The sequence below is a fragment of the uncultured Lamprocystis sp. genome (genome assembly GCF_903933125.1).
Taxonomy (GTDB): Bacteria; Pseudomonadota; Gammaproteobacteria; order Chromatiales; family Chromatiaceae; genus Thiodictyon.
In genome coordinates, this window is the sequence record NZ_CAIZIZ010000099.1 from 1 (window position 1) to 3,137 (window position 3,137).

General features: G+C 63.3%; 3 protein-coding genes and 1 pseudogene. 2 read left to right on the top strand and 2 right to left on the bottom strand.

The features are described from left to right. Both QZY03_RS04560 and QZY03_RS04565 read right to left on the bottom strand, forming a co-directional pair. Nucleotides 1–268, bottom strand: a pseudogene (locus QZY03_RS04560) (UDP-glucose 6-dehydrogenase); the annotation flags it as partial. A gap of 482 nt (nt 269–750) precedes the next feature. Then, nucleotides 751–1,374, bottom strand: a complete 624-nt coding sequence (locus QZY03_RS04565) for a Uma2 family endonuclease (protein ID WP_295578586.1) — start codon at nt 1,372–1,374, stop codon at nt 751–753. Nucleotides 1,375–1,777: 403 nt separating this feature from the next. Between QZY03_RS04565 and QZY03_RS04570 the strand changes: the two genes are divergently transcribed. Further along, nucleotides 1,778–2,389 carry a DUF1819 family protein gene (locus tag QZY03_RS04570; RefSeq protein ID WP_295578587.1) on the top strand — a complete coding sequence of 204 codons (612 nt, stop codon included), beginning with the start codon at nt 1,778–1,780 and terminating at the stop codon, nt 2,387–2,389. 15 nt (nt 2,390–2,404) lie between these two features. Continuing rightward, nucleotides 2,405–2,980: a DUF1788 domain-containing protein gene (locus QZY03_RS04575; protein WP_295578588.1), complete on the top strand. Its 576-nt coding sequence runs from the start codon at nt 2,405–2,407 to the stop codon at nt 2,978–2,980. Nucleotides 2,981–3,137 lie beyond the last annotated feature (157 nt).

A 3,137-nucleotide genomic window follows, 5' to 3' on the forward strand; every position in this document is an offset into this window, starting at 1 on the left:
CGTCAGGCGGCGTGCCCACCGCGATGAATTGAAAGAGCCCGTGCCGGACCCCGGCCGCGGCGTCGGTGGAGAAGTTCAGGCGCCCGGCCGCACGGTTTTTTTGGATCATGTCGTCGAGGCCGGGTTCGAAGATCGGTACCCCGCCGCCGTTGAGCAGCGCGACCTTGTCCGGGTCGACGTCGATGCACAGGACGTTGTTGCCGACCTCCGCGAGACAGACCCCGGTCACCAGGCCGACATAGCCGCTGCCGAATATCGTGACGTCCATCGCAGACTCCTGAAATTATTCAATAGGTTAAGGTCTTTCGCGCGGGGGCTCGAGGGGGGCGGCCGCCGGGGCTTGGCCGGGGTCCCGGAGCCGGGTCGTCGTCAGCATCGTTCGCGGCGCGGTGCCTGGGTGTGAATATAGCAGTTTGGCGGGGGCGCCCGTGTCGACCAGGGTGCGATCAGAACTGACGTGGTGACCGAGATCCCGGGTACGCTGTCGTTGTCGTTGTCGTTGTCGTAATCGAATAATCCGACCACGATTACGACAGCGACGCCCGGTCCGAGAGAACGTCCGGTAGCTGTAACTGTAGGGTCCGCTGTGCGGACCGACGACCTGGGCTGCTCATGCCAAACTTAAATCGCTTATCCGATTACGATTGCGACAACGACAACGACAACGACAACGACAACGACAACGACCGACACGCCAAAGTTATTCCCGAGTGGATTTGTTTCGCTTATTGGTGAGCGGTGCTCTCTGGGTCAACCCGGAACCGGAGCGATCCCCATCTGCAACGCCTGCCGATAGCCGCGAATGGCGTCCGACGTGGTGGGCTGGTCGAGGAAGCTCGTCAGCAGATCCAGATCCAGGCCCGGCAACACCTCGCCGGCGGTGACGGGGACATACCGCTCGCCGCGCAGACAATAGGGTTGCAGGCGCCCGCGGCGCCAGTACCAGACCTCGGCGACGCCGAGCTTGCGGTAGATGTCGAGCTTATCGATTCGTCCAGAAGTCCAGACCACCTCGACGGCCAGGTGCGGGCGGTCGGCGGGCGCGGTGCCGAACACCCAGCACTCGTCCGGCTCGGCCGCCCGCGTGCGGTCCCGTGACTTCAAGGTCCAGGAACCATAGGTGTTGAACGTGATGTCGCGTTCCAGGCAATAGCTCTCGACCAGCCGTCCGATGCGCGACTTGATGTCCTCGTGGGTCTGGGACGGACTTATGATCTCGACCTCTCCCTCCAGATAACTGATGCGGGGCGCCGAACAATCGCCGCGCATGGTCAGCAGCCGTTCATAATCCTCCCAACTCACGTCGTGAAGATTGACGATCTGGTCATCGACCGGCCGATCGTCACGCGCTTGATACTGGGCGTTGGTGTACATGGCTTGGTCCTCCGCAGACCGTCAGGGCATCGCGATCCGAGTCTAGCGCGCCGGGTGTGACTTGTAACCCCGGGACGGCTGTTGGCGGCTTTGATCATCGTTCCGAACACAGGAAAACCGGAGGTCGAGGCTTACCGTGAACGTGCGTAGTCAGGCCATCCTGGCCTGACCGCGTCGGGACTGGAACAGTCAGGGCTGGAAGCCCTGACGACGCAGCCTCGCACGCTGGCAGTTGCGACAGCGGTCGAGAGGACTGTCATGTTCCGGGGTGGAGCGGGCGCCATGGCCGTTAACCGGTCGACGTAGGGTAAGATTAGGTTCCCGCGCAGCAAAGAGTCGAACCGCCGCTTCAACGCTCTGATCCAAAAGATCAACCATCGCCACGCACAGGATGTTCCAACTGATGGCCGCACCTGCCGACACCCGCTACCGGGCCAACTTCACCAAGGGCGGCCTCATGGTCCCGGAGAGTCGGCTCGTGGCCGATGTGCTGCTGCAGGGCGTCGATGCGGCCGGCTGGAAGCAGGCCATCGCAGGGGACAACCTCCTGCGCAAGCGCTCGCCCACCACGGCATTGACCAAGGCCGTGCTGATTCGCGCCCGGCTGCGGACCATGACCGCGGGCTTATGGCGCCTGGTCCGCGACGGCGACAAGCCGTTGGCCACCCAGGCGCTTTTTGCGGCGACCATCACCTATTCCCCCCTGGTCGGCGACTTCATGGACTTGGTCGTCCGCGATCTCTACCGGCGGTTCGAGGAGACGCTCAAGACCCAGCACTGGGACCGCTATGTCGAGGACTGCCGCACCCGCGATCCCCGCACACCGGATTGGTCGACCGGGACCCTGACCAGCCTGCGGACACGCGCCTTCGGCATGCTGACCGAGGCCGGTTACCTGTCCGACGCGCGCACGCGAACCCTGAGGCCCCTGACGGTCGCGCCGGCGCTCGTGGACTACCTCAAGGCCCACGGCCAGGACTATGCCCTGCGCTGCATGCAGGTGAATGCGCGATAAAAACCAGGTGACAGGATGAACAGCGACTTCAACCAACGGCTCGACCAGATCCTCGACCGGATCACCGCCGACGACTTCCTTCAAGGCAAGGGCCTGGGCAATGAGATCCCGTTCTACGCCTTCGACTATCCCGCTGAACGGGAACTGGAGGTGCGCGGGCACCTCGCCTTTCTACTCACCCAGCTCCCCAAGCGGCGCCCCGCGCTGCGCTTCATGCACATCAACCTGTTCGACCTGATCATCCGCCACCTGAAGGATCGCGGGTTCTACGACAAGGCCCTGGACCTCTATACGAAGCAGGGCGACGCGGCCCTGCGCAAAGCGCTCGCCGCGCCGCTGGACGCGGGCAAGCTGGCGGCCGTATTCGCCACCGAGGTCAAGCCCGCGGAGCAAGACCTGGTCCTCGTCTCTGGCGTCGGCAGCGCCTACCCCCTGCTGCGCACCCACAACCTGCTGAACAACCTGCACCACCGCATGGGCAGCACGCCGCTCGTACTGTTTTATCCCGGCGTCTACGATGGACAATCCCTGCGGTTGTTCGGCACCTTGCAAGACAAACCCTATTACCGCGCCTTCCGACTGGTGAGCTGATCCACCGATTCACCGGATGAAGAATAATCCACAGATGACACAGATGAAGAAATCAGGGCCTTGATCAAGATTCCGGCCACTTGGGCTCGCCAGGTGCGTAGTCAGGCCATCCTGGCCTGACACCCTCAGGGCTGGAAGCCCTGACTACGCATGCCGC

Excerpts from the sequence above, each read along its gene's own strand:
- QZY03_RS04570 (WP_295578587.1), top strand. The coding sequence starts at position 1,778 with ATGGCCGCACCTGCCGACACCCGCTACCGGGCCAACTTCACCAAGGGC.
- QZY03_RS04575 (WP_295578588.1), top strand. The coding sequence starts at position 2,405 with ATGAACAGCGACTTCAACCAACGGCTCGACCAGATCCTCGACCGGATC.
- QZY03_RS04565 (WP_295578586.1), bottom strand. The coding sequence starts at position 1,374 with ATGTACACCAACGCCCAGTATCAAGCGCGTGACGATCGGCCGGTCGAT.